The 23,003-nt window shown below is 29.0% G+C and carries 26 protein-coding genes; all 26 read right to left on the bottom strand.

The genetic code is table 11. From position 1 onward, the window contains the following. Nucleotides 1-6: 6 nt before the first annotated feature. The 26 genes from MKD34_RS03175 to MKD34_RS03050 all read right to left on the bottom strand — a co-directional run bounded on the left by MKD34_RS03175 (nt 7) and on the right by MKD34_RS03050 (nt 23,003). Nucleotides 7-2,187: a RelA/SpoT family protein gene (locus tag MKD34_RS03175; protein ID WP_240219680.1), complete on the bottom strand. Its 2,181-nt coding sequence runs from the start codon at nt 2,185-2,187 to the stop codon at nt 7-9. Nucleotides 2,188-2,253: 66 nt separating this feature from the next. After that, nucleotides 2,254-2,766, bottom strand: a complete 513-nt coding sequence (locus MKD34_RS03170; protein ID WP_240219678.1) for an adenine phosphoribosyltransferase — start codon at nt 2,764-2,766, stop codon at nt 2,254-2,256. A 52-nt stretch (nt 2,767-2,818) separates the two neighbouring features. Beyond that, complete coding sequence (locus MKD34_RS03165) at nt 2,819-3,607, bottom strand: tetratricopeptide repeat protein (RefSeq protein WP_240219677.1); 789 nt, start codon at nt 3,605-3,607, stop codon at nt 2,819-2,821. Then, nucleotides 3,608-4,267 (bottom strand): DUF502 domain-containing protein, encoded by a 660-nt coding sequence (locus MKD34_RS03160; protein ID WP_240219675.1) that lies wholly within the window; start codon nt 4,265-4,267, stop codon nt 3,608-3,610. A 3-nt stretch (nt 4,268-4,270) separates the two neighbouring features. Next, on the bottom strand, nt 4,271-5,530 hold the full coding sequence (locus MKD34_RS03155; RefSeq protein WP_240219672.1) for a hemolysin family protein: 1,260 nt from the start codon (nt 5,528-5,530) through the stop codon (nt 4,271-4,273). A 135-nt stretch (nt 5,531-5,665) separates the two neighbouring features. Further along, a complete protein-coding gene (gene accB, locus MKD34_RS03150; protein ID WP_240219671.1) occupies nt 5,666-6,124 on the bottom strand; it encodes an acetyl-CoA carboxylase biotin carboxyl carrier protein in 459 nt (152 codons plus the stop codon). A 9-nt stretch (nt 6,125-6,133) separates the two neighbouring features. Beyond that, nucleotides 6,134-6,574: an ACT domain-containing protein gene (locus MKD34_RS03145; RefSeq protein ID WP_040406188.1), complete on the bottom strand. Its 441-nt coding sequence runs from the start codon at nt 6,572-6,574 to the stop codon at nt 6,134-6,136. Between the two features lie 13 nt (nt 6,575-6,587). Further along, a complete protein-coding gene (gene folD, locus MKD34_RS03140; protein WP_240219670.1) occupies nt 6,588-7,442 on the bottom strand; it encodes a bifunctional methylenetetrahydrofolate dehydrogenase/methenyltetrahydrofolate cyclohydrolase FolD in 855 nt (284 codons plus the stop codon). A 2-nt stretch (nt 7,443-7,444) separates the two neighbouring features. After that, nucleotides 7,445-8,095, bottom strand: coding sequence for a redox-sensing transcriptional repressor Rex (locus tag MKD34_RS03135; RefSeq protein WP_240219669.1), 651 nt, complete (start codon nt 8,093-8,095; stop codon nt 7,445-7,447). Between the two features lie 25 nt (nt 8,096-8,120). Next, nucleotides 8,121-9,053, bottom strand: coding sequence for a methionyl-tRNA formyltransferase (gene fmt / locus MKD34_RS03130; protein ID WP_240219668.1), 933 nt, complete (start codon nt 9,051-9,053; stop codon nt 8,121-8,123). Nucleotides 9,054-9,061: 8 nt separating this feature from the next. Next, nucleotides 9,062-9,493: a type II 3-dehydroquinate dehydratase gene (gene aroQ, locus MKD34_RS03125; protein WP_240219667.1), complete on the bottom strand. Its 432-nt coding sequence runs from the start codon at nt 9,491-9,493 to the stop codon at nt 9,062-9,064. Further along, nucleotides 9,490-9,951, bottom strand: coding sequence for a transcriptional regulator NrdR (gene nrdR / locus MKD34_RS03120; protein ID WP_240219666.1), 462 nt, complete (start codon nt 9,949-9,951; stop codon nt 9,490-9,492). Before nrdR ends, aroQ begins: the two co-directional genes overlap by 4 nt. Nucleotides 9,952-9,960: 9 nt before the next feature. After that, nucleotides 9,961-10,431: a PTS sugar transporter subunit IIA gene (locus tag MKD34_RS03115; RefSeq protein ID WP_023051861.1), complete on the bottom strand. Its 471-nt coding sequence runs from the start codon at nt 10,429-10,431 to the stop codon at nt 9,961-9,963. Continuing rightward, complete coding sequence (recO, locus tag MKD34_RS03110) at nt 10,425-11,126, bottom strand: DNA repair protein RecO (RefSeq protein ID WP_240219665.1); 702 nt, start codon at nt 11,124-11,126, stop codon at nt 10,425-10,427. Before recO ends, MKD34_RS03115 begins: the two co-directional genes overlap by 7 nt. After that, nucleotides 11,123-11,677, bottom strand: coding sequence for a hypothetical protein (locus tag MKD34_RS03105; protein ID WP_240219664.1), 555 nt, complete (start codon nt 11,675-11,677; stop codon nt 11,123-11,125). The genes recO and MKD34_RS03105 overlap by 4 nt, the downstream gene beginning before the upstream one ends. After that, on the bottom strand, nt 11,674-12,480 hold the full coding sequence (gene mreC, locus MKD34_RS03100; RefSeq protein ID WP_240219663.1) for a rod shape-determining protein MreC: 807 nt from the start codon (nt 12,478-12,480) through the stop codon (nt 11,674-11,676). Before mreC ends, MKD34_RS03105 begins: the two co-directional genes overlap by 4 nt. A 2-nt stretch (nt 12,481-12,482) precedes the next feature. Beyond that, nucleotides 12,483-13,586: a M20/M25/M40 family metallo-hydrolase gene (locus tag MKD34_RS03095; protein ID WP_240219662.1), complete on the bottom strand. Its 1,104-nt coding sequence runs from the start codon at nt 13,584-13,586 to the stop codon at nt 12,483-12,485. Between the two features lie 138 nt (nt 13,587-13,724). Further along, nucleotides 13,725-15,485: an NADH-dependent [FeFe] hydrogenase, group A6 gene (locus MKD34_RS03090; protein WP_240219661.1), complete on the bottom strand. Its 1,761-nt coding sequence runs from the start codon at nt 15,483-15,485 to the stop codon at nt 13,725-13,727. Between the two features lie 12 nt (nt 15,486-15,497). Beyond that, nucleotides 15,498-17,285, bottom strand: coding sequence for an NADH-quinone oxidoreductase subunit NuoF (locus tag MKD34_RS03085; RefSeq protein ID WP_023051855.1), 1,788 nt, complete (start codon nt 17,283-17,285; stop codon nt 15,498-15,500). A 40-nt stretch (nt 17,286-17,325) separates the two neighbouring features. Then, the gene (locus tag MKD34_RS03080; protein WP_023051854.1) at nt 17,326-17,820 is read right to left on the bottom strand and encodes an NADH-quinone oxidoreductase subunit NuoE family protein; all 495 of its coding nucleotides are present in this window, start codon (nt 17,818-17,820) and stop codon (nt 17,326-17,328) included. 148 nt (nt 17,821-17,968) lie between these two features. Continuing rightward, nucleotides 17,969-18,946, bottom strand: coding sequence for a class II fructose-1,6-bisphosphate aldolase (gene fba / locus MKD34_RS03075; protein ID WP_023051853.1), 978 nt, complete (start codon nt 18,944-18,946; stop codon nt 17,969-17,971). A gap of 72 nt (nt 18,947-19,018) precedes the next feature. Further along, nucleotides 19,019-19,489: a hypothetical protein gene (locus MKD34_RS03070; protein WP_023051852.1), complete on the bottom strand. Its 471-nt coding sequence runs from the start codon at nt 19,487-19,489 to the stop codon at nt 19,019-19,021. Then, entirely contained in the window at nt 19,476-20,747 is a 1,272-nt protein-coding gene (gene serS / locus MKD34_RS03065; RefSeq protein ID WP_023051851.1) for a serine--tRNA ligase, read from the bottom strand. The genes MKD34_RS03070 and serS overlap by 14 nt, the downstream gene beginning before the upstream one ends. A 31-nt stretch (nt 20,748-20,778) precedes the next feature. Continuing rightward, on the bottom strand, nt 20,779-21,366 hold the full coding sequence (locus tag MKD34_RS03060; protein ID WP_023051850.1) for a TIGR03936 family radical SAM-associated protein: 588 nt from the start codon (nt 21,364-21,366) through the stop codon (nt 20,779-20,781). A gap of 131 nt (nt 21,367-21,497) precedes the next feature. Then, complete coding sequence (gene lpxD, locus MKD34_RS03055; protein WP_240219660.1) at nt 21,498-22,496, bottom strand: UDP-3-O-(3-hydroxymyristoyl)glucosamine N-acyltransferase; 999 nt, start codon at nt 22,494-22,496, stop codon at nt 21,498-21,500. A 21-nt stretch (nt 22,497-22,517) separates the two neighbouring features. Beyond that, complete coding sequence (locus MKD34_RS03050; protein ID WP_240219659.1) at nt 22,518-23,003, bottom strand: OmpH family outer membrane protein; 486 nt, start codon at nt 23,001-23,003, stop codon at nt 22,518-22,520.

Genomic DNA, 23,003 nt, shown 5'->3' with positions numbered 1-23,003 from the left:
TTTCTCCTATCTTTCTACTGACATTACATCTTTTATTTTTAATAGATGACTAACTAATTGTTTATATTCATCTTTATTATTTAACTCAACTGTTGCTTTTATAATTGCAATTGTATCTAAGCCTTTTTTTATATTATGAGAATTTAAAGATAAAACATTTATCTTATGGTTTGAAATCATTGTTACAACATCCATAAGTATATTTTGTCTATCCATAGCTTTTATAGTAAATGCAAATGTATATTTACTTTTCTTTGAAGGTGCTTCTAAAAGTTTTTCATCCCAATGAACATCTATAACTCTTGCAGGATCATGATTAACCATTGAAATATAATTTGGACAATCTTTTCTATGAATAGCTATTCCTGTTAATTTTGTTACATATCCACCTATCTCATCACCTGGAAGAGGAGTACAACATCTTGCAAATCTTATAAGAGTATTTTCTGTTCCATCAATTACAATTCCTTGATCATCTTTTTTAGCTGATTTCTTCTTTATAGGCTCTTTAATAAAATCTTCTAAATTACTTTCTATATAAGCTTTACTTTTCTCTTGCTCTACTTTTAATTTTGCTACAACTACATCAATCTTACTTTTTGTTTCTCCCATATGGAAATAAAAATCATTTAATGTTGGAATATTATGTTTTTCTAGATGCTTTTTTAGTGTTGGACTTTCTTCAAATTCTTTTAAAGTCATACCTAATTTTCCAACTTCTCTTTCTATCAATTCTTTTCCAATTTTAATATTTTCATCAAATTTTTGATCTTTTAACCATTTCTTTATTTTACTTTTTGCACTTTGAGTAGCAACTATATCTAACCAGTCATTTCCTGGTCCTCTACCAGTTTTAGAGGTTATAATTTCCACTCTATCTCCATTATTTAATTTATAGTCTAAAGGAACTATTTTTCCATTGACTTTTGCTCCTACACATTTTATACCAATCTCTGTATGAATATTAAAAGCAAAATCTATTGGTGTTGCTCCTTGAGCTAGCTCAACTACGTCTCCTTTTGGTGAAAATACAAATACTGTTTCTTTTACTATATCTCCAGTAACTTCTTTAATAAATTCCTCAGTATTTTCTGCTCCTTGATTAAGCTCTACAATATTTCTAAGCCAACCATAAACTTGGTCTTTTTTACTTATTTTTTTATTCTCTTTATAGCTCCAATGTGCTGCAACTCCCTCTTCTGCTACTCTATCCATATCTTCTGTTCTAATTTGAATTTCAACAAATTTTCCTAAAGGACCTACAATTGTTGTATGAATTGATTGATAATTATTTGATTTAGGAACTGCAATATAATCTTTAAATCTTCCTGGAACTGGCCTATAATTACTATGAATAACTCCTAAAGTATTATAACATTCTGCTTCTGTATTCAAAATTATTCTAATACCTATTAAATCATAGATGCCATCGAAATCTTTTCCTTTTTCAAACATTTTTTTATAAATGCTATAAAAATGTTTAAATCTTCCTTTTACTTTTGCATATATTTGTACTTCATTTAATAAACGAGTTATATTATTTACCATTTCTTCTAAATATTTTTTTCTCTCATCTTTCTTTTCATCAATTAAAGCTTTAATCTCTTTATATTTTTCTGGCTCTAAATAATGAAGAGACATATCCTCTAATTCCCATTTTATTTTAGCTATACCTAATCTATGAGCTAATGGAGCATAAATTGAAAGAGTTTCTTGAGCTATTCTTTTTTGTTTTTCAGGTGGCATAAATTTTAACGTTCTCATATTATGAAGTCTATCTGCTAATTTTATAATAATAACTCTAACATCTTTTGCCATAGCTATTATCATTTTTCTAATATTTTCATCCTGTTTTTTAGTTCCATTAGGTAAATGGTCTAATTTTGTAACTCCGTCTACAAGATGGGCAACTTCATCTCCAAAATTATACTTTATATCTGCTATCGTTATCAGTGTATCCTCAACTATATCATGAAGTATTCCTGCAATTATTCCCTCTGTATCCATTTTCATATCTATTAATATTTTTGTTACTTCTACAGGATGTATTATATAGCTGTCACCTGATTTTCTGTATTGTCCTATATGGCATTCTTCTGCAAAAAAGAAAGCCATTCTGATCTTTTCTTTGTCTACTTTTAAATTATGCTTATCTATTTCACTTTCTATTTCTTGCCAATATTTCATAATACACCTCTTTTTAATAATCCTATACAAATAAGGCGACACAACCTTGTGTCGCCTTAAAAGTTATTAATACTTCATTAAAGTTAATACTGGATAACCTTCTAATTTCTCTTTACCTTTTAAGTCTTCTAGTTCAATTAAAAATGCTAATCCTGCTACTACTCCACCTAATTCTTCTATTAGTTTTACTGTAGCTTCTATAGTTCCTCCAGTTGCTAATAAATCATCAACTATCAAAACTCTCTGTCCAGGCTTTACAGAATCTTTGTGCATACACAATACATTTGAACCATATTCTAAATCATATGCATACTCAATTACTTCCCTTGGTAATTTCCCTGGTTTTCTAACTGGTGCAAATCCAACACCTAAAGCATAAGATACCGGGCATCCAAATATAAATCCTCTAGCTTCTGGCCCTACAACTAAATCTATGTTGTGATCTTTTGCAAATTCCACTACTTTATCAGTTGCATATTTATATGCTTCACCATTTCCCATAAGTGGAGTTATATCTCTAAATTTTATTCCTGGTTTTGGATAGTCCTCTACTAATGCCACATATTTTTTTAAATCCATTTAATTCCTCCTAAATATTACTCTTTTAAAAATTTATCATAAATTATCTATACTAATTCAAAATTAAATTTAAAGCTTTTTTTTCTTTTACTTTATCTCCATTTTTATAGTATATGTTTATTAATTTCTCTACAATCTCTTTATCAATTTCATTATAAGTCAAATAATTTTTTAAAACTCTTTCAGAATATTCATCTTTTTCTAAAGATGAACTATAAAAGTTAGATAATTTTATTGTATTAACTTTATTATGTTTAATTTTATCCTCAATTTTTAAATATGAATCTTTATTTAAATGTTCTATTCTTTTTAAATTATTTAAATAGGAATCAAAAAATAATTTATTATTGAATATCTCATCATCCTCTACATACTCATAGTATTTTAAAGAGTTTAAATAATTTCCATTTAAAAACTCGATATATCCTAAAATAAAATAATCCTGATCGTTCATAAAATCTTTAGACACACTTCTTAAATATTTCGAACTTTTATTGTAATTTCTTTTTTCAAAATTTAAATAACCTAAATTTTTTAAAGTTAAGTTATCTTTCGGATTAAGTGCTAAAGCACTATTTAAATCTTTTTCAGCTTGAACTATATTTCCAAATTGTCCTTCTATTATTGCTTTTTCTCTTAACGCTACACTATTTTTTCTATTAATTTTTAATACTTCTTCGTATATTTCTAACGCTTCACTTTTTTTACCTAATGAATATAAATTAGCACCTTTAAGTAATAAATATTTTTCATTTTTTGTTTCAAGATTTTTTACTGGCTTTACTACCTCATTATTGCTACAACCAATTAGTACAAAAACTAAAAAAAGATATTTCCACATTTAGTTCTCCTTTTTATTATTTGGTGGTAATATAACTCCTCCTGAAATTATAAGTTTTATTGCGTCATCTACTTTTAAATCTAAAACTCTTACTTCTGATTTCTTTAAAACTATAAACATTCCTGAAGTAGGATTTGGTGATGTTGGTAAAAATACGTTGCACATTGCTTCACCTGTTACCTCTTCTACAAAATGATTGCTATCTGAAGTCATAAATCCTATACTATAAATTCCTTGTCTAGGATATTCAAACATTACAACTTTTTGATAAGATTTTTGTCTATCCGATGCAAATAATGATATTATTTGCGTTATTGTACTATAAATTTGACTAAACAGTGGTATTTTTACTAAAAGATTATTCAAAAAAGCTCCTATTTTTTTAAATAAAAATACCCTCATAGCTGTTCCTATAGCTATTAATAATAATATTAATGTAACAAAAGATAAAACGTTTATCAATATCTGGGTATATAAATGAAGATCTTGTTCTTTACCTAATCCAGTTTGTAAAACAATTGATCTTACTGCTACTGTTAAGAATGAATCTTGTAACAAATTTAAGAAAATTTGAAATATCCAGTTAAAAATATATACTGTAATAACTATAGGTAATATAGCAATTAACCCACTATAAAAACTGGCCTTTACTCTTTTCATTTTTTATTCTCCTCTTTGTATCTCTACCTTAGACACTCTCATCTTTTCAACTTCTACTACTACTAATTTAACATCTTGAAAATCTACAATATCTCCTATCGCAGGAATTTTTCCAAGTTCTGACATAATTAATCCACCTAAACTCTCGTAATCTTCCGATATTGGTAAATCAATATTTAAACTTTTATTTATTGTCTCTATGTCAAGCATTGCATCAACTTCATATCTGTTATCATCGATTTCTTTTATACTTTCTTCTTCTTCGTTATCGAACTCATCACGAATTTCACCAACAATTTCCTCTAACAAATCTTCTATTGTTAAAACTCCACCAATCCCACCATATTCATCTAATACTAGAGCAATATGAACTTTTTTACTTTTAAACTCTTGTAAAATTTCTATAATTGATTTTGTCTCAGGCACATAATAAGCCTCTCTTACTAACTCTTTAACTTGAGTATCTGTACTGTGTGCTTTTAAATAATTTAAAACATCTTTAGTATATAAAACTCCTATTATATTATCAATAGTTTCTTCATATACAGGTATTCTTGAGAATCCAGCTTCTATCATCTCTTCCCAAATATCATCTAAGGTTTTATTTCCTTCAACTGCGAACATCGACGTTCTCGGTGTCATAATCTCTTTTGCGTTAGTTTCACCTAACCCCACAATTGAATGAATCATTTCTTTTTCTTCTTCTTCTATAATACCTTCAGCTTCACCTACATTTACAAAAGATATTAAATCCTCTTCTGTAAACATTATATTTTCAGTTTTTACTTCAACTCCTAGAATTCTACCAATTAATATAGATGTCCACATTAATATCTTTACAATTGGTTTCATTAATATACCAAAATAATACATAGGACCAATTACTAATTTTGAAAATCCTTTAGAATTATTTTTAGCCATTATTTTCGGTGTTATTTCTCCAAATATAAGAATTAAAACTGTCATAATTCCTGTTACAATAGCTAAACTCCGAGGAGAATTTCCCATTATATTAATTGCTAAAGCAGTTGCAATAGATGATCCTAAAATATTTACTATGTTATTTCCTAAAAGCATCCCTGTTAAAATCTCATTTGGGCTTTTTAACCACTTTTTCAATAAATGTGCTGTTTTCTTATTCGACTTCTCAATATCTTCTAAATCTGTTGTTTTAAAAGATGTTAATGCTGTTTCTGAGGCTGAAAAAAAACCAGATAGTAAAATTAATACAACTAATATAATAATATCACGATACGTGTCCAACTTTATAATACACCTTCCTTATTTTTTAAATTGAATGCTTATATATTCTACCATAATTCTCCATAAAAAACAATATACTGTGCTTTTTAAACCAGCACTTTAATAAAGAATAAAAAGGAAAGCTGTTAGCTTTCCTTATTTTACTAAAAATAATATGTCACCTTTTTTTACTACTTTTCCATTCTCTGCTCTTAAAGCTACAACAGTTCCTGCTACTGATGATTTTACTTCGTTCATCATCTTCATAGCCTCAACTATACATACTGTATCTCCTACCTCTACTTTATCTCCAATTTTAACAAAGTCTTCTGAGTCAGGTGAAGGTGCTGAGTAATATGTTCCAACCATTGGAGAAACAATCTCTTTTCCTTCTACAACTACTTCTTCTAAAGATTCTATTTCTTCAATTTCTATCTCTTTATTAGTTAAAGTCGGTTGTTCTACATACTTAATATTTGAAGTTACTACCTCTTGTCTTAGTTCTTCCTTTTTCATAGTAAGCTTTGTTCCGTTAACTTCTACACTAATTTCAGAAAGATTGTGCTCCTCTATACTTTTAGCTAATTTTTTTACGCTTTCTAAATCTAACTTCATTGTTCCTCCTTAATTACTTCCTATTACTCTTAATTCCTTTACAGAATCTAAAGAACTGATTTTTTCTAACATTTCTTCAATTTTTCTAAGTAAATTTTCTGTTGTTTGTATAGAAATTGTTACTCTGCTCACACCATCTATCGCTATATTTTGAACAATTGTTAAGATATTCATCTGCTCTCCTGCAATAATATCTAAAACCCTCGCTAAAATTCCAGGTCTATCCATTAAAGATAAATGTATACTAAATACTTTTTCTTTTCCACCTTCGAAAAATGGTTTTATATAGTCTTTATATTTATAATACGTACTTCTACTTATTCCAACTCTCTTTATAGCTTCATACTTTGAAATTCTTTCAGCTTGAACAATCTCATTTACCTTTATAACACTTTGAATTGAATTTGGTAGTATTCTCTTATCTACAATATAAAATTCTTTTTTATCCATTCTAAACTCTCCCCTATATTTTTTTTCCAATTTTAAATGCCTTTAACGTATTATTAAGCAACATTGCTATAGTCATGGGGCCTACTCCCCCTGGAACAGGTGTTATATATGATACTTTTTCTTTTACAGATTCAAAGTCCACATCCCCACAAATCTTATTGTTTTCATCTCTATTTATTCCAACATCTATTATAATAGCACCTGTTTTAATCATATCACCTTTTAAGAAATTAGCTTTTCCTATAGCTACTATTACAACATCTGCATTTTTGGTCTTTTCCGCAAGATTTTTAGTTTTACTATTACAAACTGTTACTGTTGCTCCTTCATTTATTAAAAGTGCTGTCATAGGCTTTCCTACAATATTACTTCTTCCTATAACAACGATATCTTTTCCCTCTAAAGCTATCTCGTATTCTTCAAACAATCTCAGTATCCCTGCCGGTGTACATGAAATCAATGCTGTTTCATCTCCTAAAACCACTTTTCCTAAATTTTCTGGTTTAAATCCATCTACATCTTTATTTATATCAATTGCCTCTATTACTTTTGGTGTGTCTATATGATCAGGTAATGGTAATTGAACTAATATTCCATCAACTGTTTCATCACTATTTAATTCTTCTATTTTTCTTAAAAGCTCTTCTTCAGCTACATATGCTGGCATAATAAAATTTTTTGATTCTATTCCAACTTCTGCACATTGTTTTATCTTAGAATTAACATAAATTTTAGATGCTAAGTTATCTCCCGCCTGTATTACCGCCAATCCTGGAACTGTTCCTTTAACTTTTTTTATCTCTATTATCTCTTTTTTTATTAAATCTCTAACCTTTTGAGATACATATTTACCATCTAAAATTTTCATTACTATTCCGCCTTTTCCTTCCAGTAATTTAATTCTTGAAGCTTTCTATTTAAATCTATGTGTTCTATCACAACATCTTTTGGTACTTTTATTTCTAAGGAAGTCATGTTCAATATAGCTTTTATTCCTGATTGAATAACAATATCTGTTACTTGTTGAGCTATAGATTTGTTTTCTGTTATAATTGCCATATCGATTTTTTTCTCAGATGCAATTTTTGGTATATCACTCACACTACTTATTTTTATTCCTTTATACTCTTTACCAATTCTACTTTTTGTAATATCAAAAATTCCCACAATATTAAATCTTGGTTTCTCTATGTCACCTTCTAGTAAAATAGCGTTCCCTAGTTTTCCAGCTCCAACAATAATTACATTATTTTGTTTATTTATTCCCAATATATCTTCAATCATTTCGTAAAGACACTTTACATTATACCCTTTACCCCTTATTCCTATACAAGAATCTAAATCCATTATAAAATTTGAAAAATCTTTTCTAATTTGAGCTGCTGTTACTCCTAGTAAAACACCCATTTCCTCTGATGATATATAATCATCTGGCGAAAATTTCTCCAAACATTTTAAATACATTGTTAACCTCTGTATAGTTTTTTTTGAAATTTTTTCTCTCTTTTCTGAAGTTTTCATTATTTAACCTCGCCCCCCATTATTTTTATTTTAAAACCTCACCTATTTTAAATAGATTTCCATTTATACTATCTTTTCCTGATATATTCTTTTTATTTTCAGGTTTAATCTCAGTTAAAATTATACTTCCTTCACTTACTTTTATAACAAATCCTTTTCCTTTAATCGAATCTACCACTTCACCATTTTCCCCTTTTTCATAAATTTTATCAAGTTTTTCAGTTGCATAAACTTTTAAAATTTTATCATTGTGATGTGTATAAGCTGTTGGAAACGGATTCATTCCTCTTACAAAATTAAAAATTTCCTCTTTACTTTTATTCCAATCAATTAAACAATCCGTTTTTTTATATGGTTTTACAAATGTTGCCAACTTATGTTCTTGTTTTTCTCTTTTTGCTGTTCCATTTTCTATTTGATCTACTGCTTCATTTAATTTTTCAGCACCAATCTCTTTTAATCTATCATGAAGTGTTAAAAAAGTATCTTCTTCATTAATCTGAGTAATGCCTTTTAATATAATATCACCTGCATCTAACTCCTCTGCAATATCCATAATAGTAACTCCAGTTTCTTTCTCACCAGCTATTATAGCAGCGTTAATAGGTGCTGCTCCTCTAAACTTTGGAAGTAAAGATGAATGTACATTTATTATTCCAAATTTAGGAAAATCAATTATATTATTTGGTATTATTTTTCCATATGCTACAACAACAATTAAATCTGGATTTAGTTCTTTTACTAATTCAAATGTTTCTTCTGTTCTTAATGAATTAGGTTGATAAACTGGTATATTATTTTCTATTCCATACTCTTTAACTGGTGTATACTTTATTTTTTTACCTCTTGTATTCGGTTTATCTACCTTTGTAAATATTCCAACTATTTCATGTTTTTTTCTTAATATGTCTAATGAGGGAACTGCAAATTCTGGTGTTCCCATAAATAAAATTCTCATTTTGCCTCCTATTTCTTTAAATTACTTAAGTATTGAAGTGCCATTTTATACCCTTCAGAACCGAATCCAGTAATTTTTCCTATGCATATATCCGATATTACAGATTTATGTCTAAACTCCTCTCTAGAATATACATTTGATAAATGAACCTCTATTGTTTTTAGATTAGTTGACAAAATTGCATCTCTTATTCCTATTCCATAATGTGTTAATGCCCCTGGATTTATTATTAGATAATCTACTTTTTCATAATTTTGTTGTATTTTATCAATTATATATCCTTCATGATTAGAATGAAAAAACTCTATTTTCATTCCATATTTTTTTCCAAAATCTTTAATTTCACTATTTATTAATTCTAATGTTTTATCCCCGTATATTTCAGGCTCTCGCTTTCCTAAAAAATTTAAATTTGGCCCATTTATTATTAAAATATTCATATTTTTTTATCCTTTTTTATATCTTCTACAACATCTATAAAAGATTTTATATCATCAAACTCTTTATATACAGATGCAAATCTAACATATGCTACTTCATCTAATAATTTTAATTTTTCTAGTACAAGCTCTCCTAGCTCTTGCGTTGTTATCTCATTTTTTAAAGTGTTTTGTATTACTTTTTCCACATCAGCAATAAACTTTTCCAAATCATCTCTACTTATATTCCTTTTATTAGTTGCTCGTTCTAATCCCCTTAAAAGTTTTTCTTTATTAAATTTTTCTCTACTTTTATTTTTCTTTACAACATAAATTGGATTTTCTTCTATTCTTTCATAGGTAGTAAATCTTTTTTCACACCTATTACACTCTCTTCTTCTTTTTATAGAATTATTTTCAGAAAATGCTCTACTATCTATTACTTTTGTGTCTTCACTATTACAAAATGGACATCTCATACTCTCTCCCTATAAAGCTTCCTCTTTGTCTATACACTCTAATACTTCTTTTGCATTTTCACAATTTAAAAGCTTTTCTCTAAAATTTTCATCTCTTATTAGTCTTGAAATTCTTGCCAGCACTTTTAAATAAATTTGACTATCTTTAAATGGTGATGCAAATACAAAAAATATTTTTACTTTTTCTTGATCTAAAGATTTAAAATCTACTCCTTCTTTACTTATTCCAAAAGCTATTGTTAAACTCTCTGCTGCATCAGTTTTGGCATGTGGTATTGCTACCCCTTTTCCTATTCCTGTACTTCCTAAATTTTCTCTCTCTAAAAGAGCTTTGTATATAACATCTTTTTTTTCTATTTTTTCTGATTTTCCTATTAAAGCAGATAGTTCTTTTAAAGCTTCATCTTTATTTTTAGCTTTTAGATTAAGTAATATTAGTTCTTCTGACATATAGTCAGTTATTTTAACTATGTTTAACATGAGTAACCTCCAAATAAATGTTTCTTTAGATTTAATTTTATATCTAAATGATAATTTATATATTTTTCATAAAGAATAATCGCATCAATTAAATTATTTAATTCTACTTTTTTTTCATTTGATGTTTTTTTCTCCACATTTGCTAACACTTCAAATAAATCCTTTTTTAAAGGTATAACTTTATCATCTCCAGAATCTGTTATAACTGATTCTGATATATTAAAGTATTTTTCACCGGATATATCTATTCTATAACCTTCATTCTTTATAATCCAATTCATCATTTTTAAAACCATAATAAAATTGTTATAATTTTCATTTTTTATAATAAAGTACAGAGCTTTTTCTATTCTTTGAAAAAACTCTTTTTTTCTCTCTCCTGGCAAGATTAATTCATTAATAATTGAGAGAACATAAGATACTATTTCCAATTTTTCTATATCTTTTTTTAAATCATAAAAAAAATCAATTGAATCAATTGTATTTAGTATAAAATTATCACCTTTTTTATAAAATGTAAAATTTGATAGAGTCAATAAATCTACCGAACTTTGGTCTCTTTTTTTACTTTTTCTAATTCCTTTAACTAAAAGATCAATCTTTCCAAAGTTTTCAGAAAAAATAGTGATAATCCTATCCCCTTCTCCAAAATCTACTTTTTTTATTATTAATCCCTTAGTTTTTATAAATTTCATTTTTTTAGTTCCTTTCTTTTAAGGCCACTATTAACTTTTGTGTCTTTTAAGTCTAAATCAGCGACTTTACTTTCTCTTTCAAATATTTCCATTTTAATCGGAAGTAAATAGCCGTCTACTCTTTTATATTCTTTTATTTTTATTTTATAAGTATCTTTATACTTTAATTCTTTTACTTTCTGTAAGTAATAATTATCTATAAATTTTTTATCATTTTGATCTTTATTTTTCAAATCTTTTATAATTGATAAAAAATTACTCACATCTTCATTATTATTTTCAGATACTTCATCAAATAACGGAATATAAACTAGCGACTTTTCATTTTCATATTGAAATATCTCTCCTCTATTTACATTGGGAGAAATAACTTCTTTTCTTAAATAATCTGGTGAAATATATTCAATTTTATATTCCTTTACTTTTTTATCTCCATTTAAGTATATTGTTTCTTTTACTGTAGAATATATATCCTTTATATCAGAAATTCTATTTGGTGATGCAAAAATTGATGTTCCTACTAATAAAAACATAGCTATTTTTTTTATCATCTATCCACCTCTGTAAGAACTATTATTTCATTCATATCTGTTATGTTAAACGGCAACTTAACTAAATACTCCAAATTATTTTCATATTTTTTCTTTATTTCACAAATTTCACCTATATATAATCCTTTTGGATAAATATCACTAATACCTGAAGTATATACTTTATCACCTACAGCTAACTGTGCTTCATGAAATGATACTGGCTCAAAAATAAGTTCATCACTTCTATTTCCCTTTATTATTCCAACCGTATCGTTTACAGCATTTGCACTAACAATTGAATCTTGAAAAGTTATCATTTGAACAACAGAATAATTTTTAAATACTTTTTCTACTTTTCCAATTAAAGACTCATTAAACAACACAGGCATATTCTTTTGTATTCCATCTACCTCACCAATATTTATAGCAAAACTTTCATACATTTCCCTTGTTTGTTGAAAACTTATTTTTCCAACTTTAAACTTAAATTTAAAACGATCTTTCATATCAAGTAGTTCTCTTAACCTATCATTCTCTTCCAATAATCTTTGATTTTTCTCTTCAATTAAAGACTTTTCAGCTAAGGTATGTTTTAATTTACTATTTTCACTTAATAACTCTTTATAATTTATAACACTCTCTGTGCTCTCTTTAGCTTTTTTACCTAAAAAATATATACGAGATTGAAGAGGTAAAAAAAGCTCTTCAATCTCTGTCATTGTATACATAAATACGTCTTTAGCAAAGAAAACTACAACCATTAAAATTATAAAAACATATATAATGTTTAATACTTTACTTTTTTTCTTTCCTATTTTCATTTTTATCCTTTTATAATTTCAACTAATATTTTTGATAGATCTACCAAATCTTTTATCTCGATATACTCCTCTAAAGTATGAACCTTTGTCATACCCACAGCTAAATTTACACTCGGAACGCCTTTACTATTGTAAATATTTGTGTCGCTACCTCCACCTGAAGATGCTGTTTCACTTTTTATTCCAGCTTTTTCACAAGCTCTTTTTACGATTTCTACAACTTCTTCACAATCTTCAAGTGCAAATCCAGGATACTCAACTTTAACATCATTTTCTAATTTTGCTCCAAAATCATCACAAACTTTTTGAAATATATTAAATGTTTCATCTAATAAAGATTGTAATTTTTCATTTGATAAACTTCTAGCCTCATATTCTAATTCAACTGATGGCATAACAATATTTGTTGCTTGTCCTCCACTTACAACTCCTATATTTGAAGTTGTTTCAGTATCAACTCTCCCTAATTTTATTTTAGTTATTGCATGTGCTGCAACTGTTAATGCGTTTATTCCACTTTCTGGTGAAATACCTGCATGTGCTGGTTTCCCAACAATTGTTATTTTTCCTCTAGCTGCTGATGGAGCCTTTGTAATTATTTTTCCAGGTTTTCCACTTGAATCTAATATAAAACCAAAATCTACATTATAACTGTCGATATCAAAAGCTTTTGATCCTAATAATCCTATCTCCTCTCCCATAGAAAAAACTACAACTATTTCTGGATGATCCAAATTATTTTCTTTTATTACTCTTAACATCTCTATAATAGCAGCAATTCCACCTTTGTCATCTCCACCTAATATAGATGTCCCATCTGATTTTATTATTCCATCTTCTATTACTGGAACTACCTTTTCACAAGGTACTACTGTATCCATATGAGCACTAAATAAGAATCTTTTTTTTCCTGTAGCTTTCAAAATTCCAATTATATTTCCACAGTTTCCACCATTCACTTCTCCTGCATTATCTTCACTTACTTCTAACCCTAATTCTTTTAAAACTTTTAGTAAGTAATCTCCCATTGCCCTTTCATTTTTTGAAGGAGATGAAATTTTTACCATGTCTAAAAAATTTTCTACTAATCTAGCTTCTCTTATCATTTGCCCTCCCACAGGTTATCTATTTTTTGATATTCTTCTCTAGATTATATTACATTGTCATTCCTTTGTAAAGAGTTAAAGGTAACAAAAAATAACAGTAGTTAGGTACTACTGTTATTTTTTTCTAATATATTTATGTTATTTTAAGTCTTTTTTAGAATAGTATTTTGTATGTAGTATTCTATGAGCCTCTGAGCTTAATGGATGCTCCAAATATTTTTCATACAGTGATTGTATGTATGGATTCTCATGTGATTTTCTAAAAGTTTTCCCATTATCTATACTCTGCAATCCTTCTGCTCTTTTTACAATTTTTTCAAAATTTCCATGGTGATAAGGTTGTCCACCGCCACCAACACATCCTCCTTTACACGCCATTATCTCTATAGCATGAAAAAATTCTTCACCGGTTTTAACTCTATCTAAAATATCTCGTGCTGCAGATAGTCCATTCGCTATTCCAATTTTTACAACAGTATCTCCAACCTTAACCTCACTTATTTTAATGCCTTCCATTCCTCTCATAGCTTTAAAATCTACATCTTCTAAAGTTTCATTTGTTACCCACTCATATAATGTTCTTGTTGCTGCTTCTATAACTCCACCTGTTCTACCAAAAATGACTGCTGCTCCTGTCGAATAACCTAGAGGATTATCAAATTCTGATTCATCTAGTTTTCTTAAATCTATATTCGATTGTTTTAATAGGTGAGCTAATTCTCTTGTAGATATTGAATAATCCACATCTGGAATTCCATCAGTTGCAAACTCTGGTCTTGATGATTCATATTTCTTTGCTAAACAAGGCATTATTGAAACATTTATTATTTCATCTCTTTTTATTCCTCTTGCTGGTCCCCATATATTTTTTAATACAGCTCCAAACATCTGTTGTGGAGATTTTGCTGAAGATGGTATATCTAACATATCTGGATAATGATGTTCAATAAAATTAACCCAAGCTGGACAACATGATGTTAAAATTGGAAGCTTTACACTCTTATCACCACTTAAATGTTTTTCCAATCTTTGTTTAAATTCGGCTGCTTCTTCCATTATAGTTAAATCTGCTGCGTAATCTGTATCAAACACATCATCAAAACCTAATTTTTTTAATGCTGTTACCAGCTTTCCAGTCACATCCGTTCCTGGCTCATATCCAAATTCCTCACCTATTGCAACTCTTACTGCAGGTGCTACCTGAACTGTAACCCTTTTTCTTGGGTTTGCAATATCTTTTATAAGCCCCCATGTATAATCTTTTTCATACAATGCTCCAACTGGACATACAGCTACACACTGTCCACAGAATGTGCAGTTAGTTTTATCTAAATCTGACTCAAAGGCTGTTGAAACAACTGATTTAAATCCTCTATTAACCGCTGATAAAACTTGGCATTTTTGAATATTATTACACATATTCTCACATCTTCGACACATTATACACTTATCTAAATCTCTAACTATCGATGGAGAAACTTCTCTTCTATATTCAAATATTTTCCCCTTAAATCTTATATCTCTTATTCCGAATTCCATTGCCAAAGTCTGTAAATCACATTTACCATTTTTAGCACATATTAAACAATCTGTTGGATGATTTGATAACATTAATTCTAGTACATTTCTTCTTTTTTCTAAAACTTCCATAGTATTCGTATTTATTATCATTCCCGGTGATACTGGTGTTGCGCAGGCTGGAACTAAATTTTTTCTTCCCACAACTTCAACAACACATATTCTGCAAGAAGCACAGTCATTCTTAAATCCAATCTCTGGAATATTCATATAACATAAGCTCGGTATTTTTATTCCAGCTGTTTTAGCTGCTTCTAATATTGTTGTTCCTGCTAAAGCTTCTATTTCTTTACCATCTATTATAACAATAACATTTTTCATAAATTACCTCCACTAAGCTATATCTATTGCACTAAACTTACAAGCATTATAACAAGCACCACATTTTATACATCTACTTTGATCTATAACATGTCTCTCTTTAACTTTTCCATCAATACATGCAACTGGACATACTCTTGCACATGCTGTACATCCTACACATTTATCATTTATTAGATATCTTCTTAAAGCTTGACACTGTCCAGCTCTACATTTTTTATCATGTATATGCTCTAAATACTCATCTAAAAATTGATTTATTGTAGATAAAACTGGATTTGGTGAAGTTTGCCCTAGTCCACAAAGAGAAGTTGTTTTTATTGTTTGAGATAGCTCTTTTAATAGTCCTATATCCTCTTCCTTTCCCTCTCCTTTTGTTATTCTATCTAAAATTTCCCACAATCTAGTATTTCCTATTCTACAAGGTGCACACTTTCCACAAGATTCATCAACAGTGAATTCTAAATAAAATTTAGATACTGCAACCATACAGTCATCTTCATCCATTACTATCATTCCACCTGATCCCATCATAGACCCTTTAGCTAAAAGAGTATCAAAATCTATTGGTGTATCTAAATCTTTTTCAGTTAAACACCCACCTGATGGACCTCCTGTCTGAACAGCTTTAAATTTTTTATTATTCTTTATTCCACCACCGATTTCAAAAATAACTTCTCTTAAAGTTGTTCCCATAGGGACTTCAACTAGTCCAACATTATTTATCTTTCCAGCTAAAGCAAAAACTTTTGTTCCAGGAGAATTTTTTGTTCCAATACTTCTAAACCATTCTACACCTTTTAAAATTATTTGAGCAATATTAGCTAAAGTCTCAACATTATTTACTATTGTTGGTTTTCCCCAATATCCTGATTCAGCTGGATATGGTGGCTTTGTTGTTGGTTCTCCTCTTCCACCTTCCATAGAGTGTATTAATGCTGTTTCCTCTCCACATACAAATGCTCCAGCACCATATTTTATTTCAATATCAAATTGGAAATCTGTTCCAAATATTTTCTCTCCTAATATTCCATTCTTTCTAGCTGTTTCAATCGCCTTTCTCAATCTTTCTATTGCTAATGGATATTCAGCTCTAATGTAAACTAATCCCTTTGTAGCTCCGATCGCATATCCCGCAATAATCATGCCCTCAATAACACTATGTGGATCTCCCTCTAAAATAGATCTGTCCATAAAAGCACCTGGATCTCCTTCGTCAGCATTACACACTACATATTTTTGATCTGATATATTTTTAGAGGCAAATTCCCATTTCAAACCTGTTGAGTATCCTCCTCCCCCTCTTCCTCTTAAACCTGAATCTTTAATTACTTTTACAACACTTTCAGGGGTCATTGTTGTTAATATTTTTTTTAAAGCTGCGTAACCTTCAGCTGCCATATATTGTTCAATTGACTCCGGATCTATACTTCCACAATTTTTAAGAGCAATTCTTATCTGTTTTTTATAAAACTCCATATTTTCCCCTTCAAAAACTCTTTCACCATTTTTAGGGTCTATATAAAGTAGCTCTACTATTCTTTTCTCACTAATTATGTCCTCTACTACTATTCTTTCTGCATCTTCTGGCTTTACTTCAATATAAAATGTATTTTCTGGCATTATTTTTACTATAGGTCCTTTTTCACAAAATCCAAAACAACCTGTTTGTATAACTTCAACATCATTTTTTAATCCATGCTCTTTAATTGAATTTCTTAAATTTTCTACAATCTGTTCTCCTTTTGCAGATAAACAACCAGTACCACCACAAACAAGTATTTTCTTTTTTTCTTTCATAATTAGCCTCCTAAAATACTTTTAATGTAATATCGATCCTCTATTTTGATGCCTCTTTCCTATATTTTTCTAAGATTTTTTTCATATCTTTAACCTCTTCTTTTCCATAAACATCTTTTCCTATTAAAACTACTGGAGCTAGTCCACACGCTCCAACACATCTTAATGCATCTATAGAAAACAATCCATCCTCTGTTGTTTCTCCTACATCAATTCCTAAGTAATTTTTTACACTATTTAAAACTTTTTCAGCCCCTCTAACATAACAAGCTGTACCCATACAAACTGATATCGGATGCTTTCCTTTTGGTTTCATTGAGAAGAAATGATAAAAACTTACCACTCCATACACTTTAGCAATTGGAATATTCATCTCTTTTGCTATAAACTCCTGTACTTCTTGTGGTAAATATCCAAAAATCTCTTGTCCTTTATGAAGTACAGAGATTAATGCTCCATTTTTTTCTTCAATCTCACTTATATACTTCTTTAATTCTTCAAACATCTCTTTTTTTAATTTATTATCACAAGCCATTTTTACCTCCTATTTTTCATTTTAATTTTTCCCAAAGAATTTATTCTATTTTATTACTATATTTTTTTAAAAAAATCAATAGCTAGAACAATTTAAATTTTTAAATAAAAAAACCTGTAGACATAATCTACAGGTTTTAATTGTTTAATTATTTTGCTGCTTTGTAAGCGTTCTCTGATCCGAAAACTTCTTTAATTTTTTCTTTATAGTATGATTTCATCTCTTCTTTTGCAACACCTAAATATTTTCTTGGATCGAACTCTCCAGGTTGCTCAGCAAATACTCTTCTTACTCCTGCTGTAAATGCAAGTCTTCCATCTGTGTCTACGTTTATTTTTGCAACACCTGATTTTGCTGCTCCCATTAACTCAGTGTTAGGGATTCCAATAGCGTCTTTTAATACTCCACCATATTTTTTGATTTCTTCAACATATTTTTGAGGTACTGCTGATGATCCGTGTAATACGATTGGGAATCCTGGGATTCTTCTTTCGATTTCAGCTAATATTTCTAACTCTAACTTTGGATTTGTTCCAGGTTTGAATTTGTGAGCTCCATGTGAAGTTCCAATAGCTATAGCTAATGAATCTACTCCAGTTCTTGATACAAACTCTTCAACCTCATCAGGATTAGTAAATATGCTGTGCTCAGCAACAACGTCATCTTCTACTCCAGCAAGAACTCCTAATTCAGCTTCTACTGTAACATCAAATTTCTTTGCATATTCAACAACTTCTTTTGTAATTGCTATATTCTCGTCAAATGAATAGTGAGATCCATCGATCATTACTGATGAGAATCCTGCATCTATACATGATTTTACTGCATCTAAGCTTGGTCCGTGATCTAAGTGAAGTGCTACTGGAATATCTGATCCCATAGCTCTTGCTCTATCTACAGCTGCCTTAGCTAAAAGTGGAGTAACCTCTTTTGTCATATACTTTAATGCTCCTGTTGAACATTGTAATATAACTGGTGATCCCATCTCAGCACAAGCTTCAACGATTGCAAGCATTTGCTCCATATTATTGAAGTTAAATGCTGGAACAGCATAGTGCTCTTTGTTAGCTTTTGCGAACATTTCTCTAGTATTAGATAATCCTAAATCTTTGTAATTATATGACATAATTTTCCTCCTAATATTTTATTCATCTATTAATATAACAAATTTTTACACTAAAATCAATTTTTGAAACTATTAGTTTTTTATCTTTATTTGACTTAAAATATATCTAAAAAACCACTTTATCTTTCTTTTACTTTTAAATATCTTAAAAACTTCAGGTATTAGCTCTATTACATCCTCTATTACCCTTTGATATGAAGATAGACTTTTTGGTAATATATTTTGAGTATTTACTAACCAAGATAAAAGAATTAAATTTATAATCCTTAAAAAGCTTGAAGCAAAATTTAAGATTCCACCCTTTGTAACATATATACTGTAAATTTTAAATAGAACCTCTCCCTCTTGATGATAATATATCTGAGCCAAAAACGTAGTTAAATATATAAATATAAGAAATTTTAATTTCTTTAAATGTTTTAAAAGTTCTTTATTAAATATAATATTCAATACAACTCCAATGAAAAGAAGAACTCCCAATACCGTCATATTTTTAACAAATAGATTCAAAACAAATAAAATTAAAAGACTACTTTTTAACAACAGTCATACCACCCATATATGGTACTAAAACTTCTGGTATTAAGAATGATCCATCCTCTTGTTGGTAATTTTCCATAATTGCTACTAGAGTTCTACCTACTGCTAATCCTGATCCATTTAATGTATGACAGAATTCACTTTTCGAATTTCCTTCTGGTCTATATTTTAATCCCATTCTTCTAGCTTGGAAATCTCCACAGTTAGAACAAGATGAAATTTCTCTAAATTTATTTTGACCTGGTAACCATACCTCTAAATCATAAGTTTTAGCTGCTCCAAATCCCATATCTCCAGAACATAATTGAATAACTCTATATGGTAATCCTAATCTTTGTAATATTGTTTCTGCATTAGCAACCATTTTCTCTAGCTCATCATATGATGTTTCAGGTGTTGCTAACTTTACCATTTCAACTTTATTAAATTGATGTAATCTTATTAATCCTTTCATATCTCTTCCATAAGAACCCGCTTCTCTTCTGAAACAAGGTGAGTAAGCTGTATAATACTTAGGTAAATCACTTTCATTTAATATCTCTTGTCTATGTATATTTGTTAATGTTATCTCTGATGTTGAAATTAAGAACATATCATCAGTTGTCTTATACATATCCTCTTCAAATTTTGGTAGTTGTCCTGTTCCTTCACAGATATCTCTTTTTACAATAAACGGTGTTAGATGCTCTGTATATCCATGCTCTGTTGTATGAGTATCTAGCATAAAGCTAATTAAAGCTCTCTCTAATCTTGCTGCTGCTCCTCTATATACTACAAATCTTGAACCTCCTAATTTTGCTCCTCTTTCAAAGTCTAAAATTTCAAGATTTTCTCCTATTTCCCAGTGCTCTTTTGGTTGGAAAGTAAACTCTCTTGGTGTTCCCCATCTTCTTATTTCAACATTATCCTCTTCATCTTTTCCGATAGGAGTACTTGAATGATACATATTTGGAAATGTCATTTGGAAATATGTTACTTTCTCTTCTACTTCTGCAAGTTTTGCATCTAACTCTTTTATTTCAGCAGAAACTTTTCCCATCTCAGCTATAATTTCAGAAGCGTCCTCTCCTGCTTTTTTTCTTCTAGCTACTTCTGCAGACTCTGTATTTCTTTTATTTTTTAGCATTTCAACTTTGGATAAAATCTCTCTTCTCTCTGTATCTAATTTTACAAACTCTTGAAGATCAATATTGCTTCCTCTGTTTACAAGCATTTCTTGTAACATATCAATGTTTTCACGAATAAATCTTAAATCTAGCATAGCTTTTCTCCTTTATAATTAATTATATGTTTTAGATTTTATAACCTTTTTTTATTATATGTACGTCCTTTATATCTACTCCTGCTAAAATTAAAAAAGAGTTTGGTGAAGTATTAACCAATTCCAAGTTTATTGTGTCATCTACTCTTGAAAAATCTTTAACTCTTTCTCCTAAGTTTCTCTCTGATATCTTTCCTTTTTTCTCTTTTCTCTCAATTATTTCCTCTTGATTAAATAGAGTTTCTAAAGTATCTATATCACTTTTAGAACCTGTTATTTCAAATATAGCATTTGTATATACATCTACAATACTTCTTTTATCTTCTATTGTTTCTACTTTAGTTACTTTAAACCCTGGAACTGCTGCAGAATTCATTCTTTCCATTACCTCTTCATTTGTCATCATTTCTGATAACTCTATATCCATTAATTCATTAAAAGCTTCTGTTCCTAAAGATACTGGATTTCCTAAGGATATCTTTGGTCTTGGATGAAATCCTTGAGTATATTTCATAGGTATATGAGCTTTCTTTAATAATCTATCTGCAAATCTAAGCATATCCAAATGGGATATAAATCTCATTTCACCATACTTATCAAAAGTTATTCTCTTTTTCATTAAACTACCTCATTTTTTTTATTTTAATATATTGTATCATGTTACACCTTTAAATTAAATACCTTTCTTCAAAAAAATAAAAAATCTAAAGTTGATTTAACCTCTTTAGATTTTTCTTTATTTTATTATTTTTAAAGTTTCTTTTCCAGCTCTTTTACTCTTTTGAATAGTTCTGGTAATTTCTTTTGAGCAGCTTTTACTTTTAAGTCATCTTTTAGATTCATCAATGGATGTCCTGCAAGAACCTGATTATCATCAACATTTCCTATAATACCAGATTTTGCTCCAACCATTACGTTGCTACCAATCTTAATATGTCCTGCAACTCCAACTTGTCCACCTAAAGTTGTATTATCTCCTACCTCAGTGCTTCCAGCTATTCCTACTTGAGATATGATTAAACAGTTTTGACCAATTATATCATTATGAGCAATTTGAACTAGATTATCTATTTTTGTATATTTTTTAATTACTGTATTTCCAATCGTTCCTCTATCAATTGTTGTATTGGCACCTATTTCAACAAAATCTTCAAGAATTACAGATCCTATTTGATCTATTTTTGTATTATTTCCATTTACCTTTACAAAACCAAATCCATCTGATCCAATTACTGCTCCTGGTTGAATAACACACTCTTTTCCAATTTTACAAAACTCTCTTATTGTTACATTTGGATAAATTATTGTATTATCCCCTATTTCAACCCCTTCGCATATTGTTACATTTGGATAAATCATTACATTTTTTCCAAGTTTCACGTCATGCCCAATATAAGCATTTATTCCAACAGTTGTTCCTTCACCTATTATAGCTGATTCTTCAACTAATTTTTCCATTTTTTTCAGCTTTCTTTTAAAAAATGCTAATAACTTAGGCATTAAAACTCTTGGATTATCCTTTACTAGTAAATATGTCTTCCCATTTTCTGGTAATACCATTCCAAATGGAACAATTACAACACTTGCTTTAGTTTCATCTAATTTTTTTAAAAATTTTTCATCTGATGCAAAAGTTACTTCTCCTTCTTCAGCTTGAAAAAAGGGAGATAACCCTGTAATGTTTACCTTGGCATCTCCCTTTACCTCACATTCAAGAAGGGTTATTAACTCATCTATTTTATAAGTCATTTTATCCCTCTCTATTTTTTATTAGTTTACTTTTTTACTTTTTTCCATAACATTTAACACTTTTGGAGTTATATTTTCTCCTCCAAATTTAATTGCACCTTGCTCAAGAACGTAGTCATACTTATCTGATCTTGCTACGTTTTGAATAGAGATATTTATTAATCTATCTATCTCTTGCATTTTTTTTGCTTCTTCATTTGAAAGTTTAGCTTGAGACTCTCTTACTAACTTTTGAAATGCTGTAACTTTTTCTTCAAAAGCCTTTTTTTCAGCTTCAGTTACATCTTTCCCTTTTCCTTGTAATTCAACTTGAAGTTTTTGTAATTCAATCTCTTTCTTTTGTAATGTAGTCTCTAAAGTTTGCTTTTCCTTAGTTAAATTATCTCTAATAACTTTTGTTTGTGAATATTTTGCAAACAACTCTTGACTATTTACATATCCTACTTTTAATGCGAAAGCAGATGTAGATACTGCTGCTAACATTGCTATTATTGCTATTTTCTTCAT

It is taken from the genome of Cetobacterium somerae, from assembly GCF_022430525.1.
Lineage (GTDB): Bacteria > Fusobacteriota > Fusobacteriia > Fusobacteriales > Fusobacteriaceae > Cetobacterium_A.
This window is presented reverse-complemented; position numbering and strand designations above follow the sequence as displayed.

What these genes read in the sequence shown, in the direction of transcription:
- MKD34_RS03175 (WP_240219680.1), bottom strand. Translation starts at nt 2,187, where the DNA reads ATGAAATATTGGCAAGAAATAGAAAGTGAAATAGATAAGCATAATTTA.
- MKD34_RS03170 (WP_240219678.1), bottom strand. Translation starts at nt 2,766, where the DNA reads ATGGATTTAAAAAAATATGTGGCATTAGTAGAGGACTATCCAAAACCA.
- MKD34_RS03165 (WP_240219677.1), bottom strand. Translation starts at nt 3,607, where the DNA reads ATGTGGAAATATCTTTTTTTAGTTTTTGTACTAATTGGTTGTAGCAAT.
- MKD34_RS03160 (WP_240219675.1), bottom strand. Translation starts at nt 4,267, where the DNA reads ATGAAAAGAGTAAAGGCCAGTTTTTATAGTGGGTTAATTGCTATATTA.
- accB (WP_240219671.1), bottom strand. Translation starts at nt 6,124, where the DNA reads ATGAAGTTAGATTTAGAAAGCGTAAAAAAATTAGCTAAAAGTATAGAG.
- MKD34_RS03145 (WP_040406188.1), bottom strand. Translation starts at nt 6,574, where the DNA reads ATGGATAAAAAAGAATTTTATATTGTAGATAAGAGAATACTACCAAAT.
- folD (WP_240219670.1), bottom strand. Translation starts at nt 7,442, where the DNA reads ATGAAAATTTTAGATGGTAAATATGTATCTCAAAAGGTTAGAGATTTA.
- MKD34_RS03135 (WP_240219669.1), bottom strand. Translation starts at nt 8,095, where the DNA reads ATGAAAACTTCAGAAAAGAGAGAAAAAATTTCAAAAAAAACTATACAG.
- fmt (WP_240219668.1), bottom strand. Translation starts at nt 9,053, where the DNA reads ATGAGAATTTTATTTATGGGAACACCAGAATTTGCAGTTCCCTCATTA.
- aroQ (WP_240219667.1), bottom strand. Translation starts at nt 9,493, where the DNA reads ATGAATATTTTAATAATAAATGGGCCAAATTTAAATTTTTTAGGAAAG.
- nrdR (WP_240219666.1), bottom strand. Translation starts at nt 9,951, where the DNA reads ATGAGATGTCCATTTTGTAATAGTGAAGACACAAAAGTAATAGATAGT.
- MKD34_RS03115 (WP_023051861.1), bottom strand. Translation starts at nt 10,431, where the DNA reads ATGTTAAACATAGTTAAAATAACTGACTATATGTCAGAAGAACTAATA.
- recO (WP_240219665.1), bottom strand. Translation starts at nt 11,126, where the DNA reads ATGAAATTTATAAAAACTAAGGGATTAATAATAAAAAAAGTAGATTTT.
- MKD34_RS03105 (WP_240219664.1), bottom strand. Translation starts at nt 11,677, where the DNA reads ATGATAAAAAAAATAGCTATGTTTTTATTAGTAGGAACATCAATTTTT.
- mreC (WP_240219663.1), bottom strand. Translation starts at nt 12,480, where the DNA reads ATGAAAATAGGAAAGAAAAAAAGTAAAGTATTAAACATTATATATGTT.
- MKD34_RS03095 (WP_240219662.1), bottom strand. Translation starts at nt 13,586, where the DNA reads ATGATAAGAGAAGCTAGATTAGTAGAAAATTTTTTAGACATGGTAAAA.
- MKD34_RS03090 (WP_240219661.1), bottom strand. Translation starts at nt 15,485, where the DNA reads ATGAAAAATGTTATTGTTATAATAGATGGTAAAGAAATAGAAGCTTTA.
- MKD34_RS03085 (WP_023051855.1), bottom strand. Translation starts at nt 17,285, where the DNA reads ATGAAAGAAAAAAAGAAAATACTTGTTTGTGGTGGTACTGGTTGTTTA.
- MKD34_RS03080 (WP_023051854.1), bottom strand. Translation starts at nt 17,820, where the DNA reads ATGGCTTGTGATAATAAATTAAAAAAAGAGATGTTTGAAGAATTAAAG.
- fba (WP_023051853.1), bottom strand. Translation starts at nt 18,946, where the DNA reads ATGTCATATAATTACAAAGATTTAGGATTATCTAATACTAGAGAAATG.
- serS (WP_023051851.1), bottom strand. Translation starts at nt 20,747, where the DNA reads ATGCTAGATTTAAGATTTATTCGTGAAAACATTGATATGTTACAAGAA.
- MKD34_RS03060 (WP_023051850.1), bottom strand. Translation starts at nt 21,366, where the DNA reads ATGAAAAAGAGAATAACTTTTGATAAGTATGGTGAAATGAGATTTATA.
- lpxD (WP_240219660.1), bottom strand. Translation starts at nt 22,496, where the DNA reads ATGACTTATAAAATAGATGAGTTAATAACCCTTCTTGAATGTGAGGTA.
- MKD34_RS03050 (WP_240219659.1), bottom strand. Translation starts at nt 23,003, where the DNA reads ATGAAGAAAATAGCAATAATAGCAATGTTAGCAGCAGTATCTACATCT.